General features: G+C 61.8%; 3 protein-coding genes. 1 reads left to right on the top strand and 2 read right to left on the bottom strand.

Annotated elements, in window-relative coordinates; genetic code table 11:
- Window positions 1-723, bottom strand: a 723-nt coding sequence (locus AC1D0Z_RS19380) for an ABC transporter substrate-binding protein (protein ID WP_477659814.1), incomplete at its 3' end; no start/stop codon positions are given.
- Window positions 724-862: 139 nt separating this feature from the next.
- Here AC1D0Z_RS19380 and AC1D0Z_RS19375 point away from each other — a divergent pair.
- Complete coding sequence (locus AC1D0Z_RS19375; RefSeq protein WP_477659813.1) at window positions 863-1,264, top strand: Hsp20/alpha crystallin family protein; 402 nt, start codon at window positions 863-865, stop codon at window positions 1,262-1,264.
- 30 nt (window positions 1,265-1,294) lie between these two features.
- On the opposite strand, the gene tsaD is transcribed toward AC1D0Z_RS19375, so the two are convergent.
- Window positions 1,295-2,338 (bottom strand): tRNA (adenosine(37)-N6)-threonylcarbamoyltransferase complex transferase subunit TsaD, encoded by a 1,044-nt coding sequence (gene tsaD, locus AC1D0Z_RS19370; protein ID WP_477659812.1) that lies wholly within the window; start codon window positions 2,336-2,338, stop codon window positions 1,295-1,297.
- Window positions 2,339-2,569 lie beyond the last annotated feature (231 nt).

Here is a 2,569-nt window from a genome sequence, read left to right as displayed (position 1 = left end):
CGTGAGCACTGCCTGCGCTCCGCTGGCCTTGATCTTCGCGGCATACGGAATGAAGTCCTTGACGCGGCCCAGCGCGTGCAGCTCGTCGCCGACGATTTGAACATCGGGACGCTGCACGCCCAGCTGCTTGCGTGCCTCGCGCAGCACGGCCTGGCCGAAGCTGTAATCCTGACCGATGAGGTAAATACTTTTGAGCGCCCTGTCGTCCCGGAGCACATCCATGAGCGCAGCCATGCGCATGTCGGCATGTGCATCAAAGCGGAAATGCCAGTAACTGCACTTTTCATTCGTCAGGATCGGGTCGACCGCCGAATAGTTCAGGAACAGCACACGCTTGTTGGGCTCACGCTCGTTGTGCTTGTTGATGGCGTCGATGAGCACGGCCGCGATGGCGGAGGAGTTGCCCTGCGCAATGATGGTTACACCGTCGTCGATGGCCGAACGCAAGGCGGCCAGCGCCTCTTCGTTCTGGCCCTTGCTGTCGTAGCGTTCGACCACCAGGTTGCGCGGCCCGCCGGCCAGCTTGACGCCACCGCGCGCGTTGACGCGCTCGGTCGCCCAGACCAGGTTGCGAAACACCGCTTCGCCGGTGTTGGCGAACGCGCCCGACAGGCTTTCGATAAGCGCGATGCGTACCGGCGGCTGGCCGGCGGTTTGTGCTCCGGCTCCCACGCAGGCGCAGAGACATAGGGCCGTGAACAGGCGTTTCAAGTGTTTGTGCATAAAAAAATAGCTCTCTGTTTTCTCTTGATTTCGCTTGAATAAACCGGCAGCACACCTAACTGGTGTGCATGCGGCAATCACGGTGAACGCCGCGCAGTGTAAGGGGAAAACGCCCCTTGTTAACCATCAAGGAATCGTCATGTTTTACTCTCTCGCCAACCGCCCCGCTCGCGCCTTTCATCGCCACTATGCGCCTGTCGTGAGCAATGGCGCGCTCGAAAAATTCCTCAACGACACCTTCTCTTCGCTCTCCGACACCGGCGCCGCCAAGGCCGCCAGCGTGGAAGATCTTGAGAAAGCCTACAGCCTGCAGCTCGACGTTCCCGGCCTGGCCCGCGAACAACTGGACATCGGCATCGAAGGTGACGTGGTCCGCGTGTCCAGCAAGGAAGATGCGCCCCGCAAGATCAAGGCCGCATGGCGTTTTCCGCTGGAAATCGATACCGCCAACAGCAGCGCAAAGCTTGAGAACGGCGTACTGACGTTGACGTTGGGCAAAAAAGTTCCCGTCAGCAACGTCACCCACCTCGACATCCAGTAACGGGATCGTCCGGACTTCAGGCGATACGGCTCAGGCCGCCTCTGCCTGGAGTTCAGCAAGATTCCAACGCGGCTTCACATCAAAGGTGTAGCTGCGCTTCAGCGCTTCAAGCCCGGCTTGCAAGCGCATGCCGGCAGCCAGCGCGATCATGGCGCCGTTGTCTGTGCACAAATGCAGCTCGGGGTAGTGCACGCGGATGCCACGTTGGCTGCATGCCGCGTTGAGCTGGTTGCGCAGCAGCGCATTCGCGCCCACGCCACCGGCTACCACCAGCCGCTTGAGTCCGGTTTGCGCCATGGCGGTCAATGATTTTTTCACCAGCACCTCAACGATGGCCGCCTGTGTGGCCGCCGCCAGGTCAGCCTTGCGGCTCTCCAGGTCCGGCCCCAGTTTTTTGGCCTGCGTCAGCACCGCGGTCTTGAGCCCTGCAAACGAAAAATCCAGGTCACCGCTGTGCAGCAACGGCCGTGGCAACTTGAAAGCTGCGCCGTCACCCCCTTCCGCCAACTTCGACAAATGCGGCCCGCCGGGATACGGCAGCCCCATCAGCTTGGCCGACTTGTCAAAGGCCTCGCCCGCCGCATCATCAATGGTTTCACCGAGCAATTCGTAACTGCCCACCCGGTCCACCCGCATCAGCTGCGTATGCCCACCGGAGACCAGCAGCGCCACAAAAGGAAACTCAGGCGGGTCAGCACTTAAAAAGGGTGACAGCAAATGCCCTTCCAGGTGATGCACACCCATGGCCGGTTTGCCCAGCGCTGCCGCCAGTGAACAGGCCACCCCCGCGCCCACCAGCAGCGCCCCCGCCAGCCCGGGGCCGCGCGTGTAAGCCACCACATCCACCTGCGCCAGCGTGCTGCCCGCTTCCGCCATCACCTGGTGAGTCAAAGGCAAGACGCGCCGGATATGGTCACGGCTCGCCAGTTCAGGCACCACACCACCATAAGCCTGGTGCATGTCAATCTGGCTGAACAAGGCATGCGACAGCAGGCGCGGCACACCGCTGCCACTGGCATCCACCAGCGCCACACCGGTTTCATCACAACTCGATTCGATTCCAAGAACTCTCATGGATCAAGTGTAGACCCCCGTTCAGAGTCACTGCGTGTAGCCCATTCCCCCCTCAAGGGGCAGCGCCTGGGGCCGGCAAAGCCAGATCCGTCCCCACTGGCGAAATCCCTTTTGGATAAATACGCCCTGAATCTTCAACCCAGCACAAGCCGCGGGACTGGCTCTGCCAGACCGCAGGCGGGCGGCCCCCTCGGGGGGCAGGGAGCTACACGAAGTGAGCGACCGTGGGGG

This window comes from Polaromonas sp. P1_E3, from assembly GCF_056405935.1.
Note: the sequence above shows the minus strand (reverse complement) of the source record. Positions and strands in the feature narration are given on the sequence as shown.

Bases quoted from the DNA above. Each gene is read 5' to 3' on its own strand.
- tsaD (WP_477659812.1), bottom strand. From the start codon at position 2,338: ATGAGAGTTCTTGGAATCGAATCGAGTTGTGATGAAACCGGTGTGGCG.
- AC1D0Z_RS19375 (WP_477659813.1), top strand. From the start codon at position 863: ATGTTTTACTCTCTCGCCAACCGCCCCGCTCGCGCCTTTCATCGCCAC.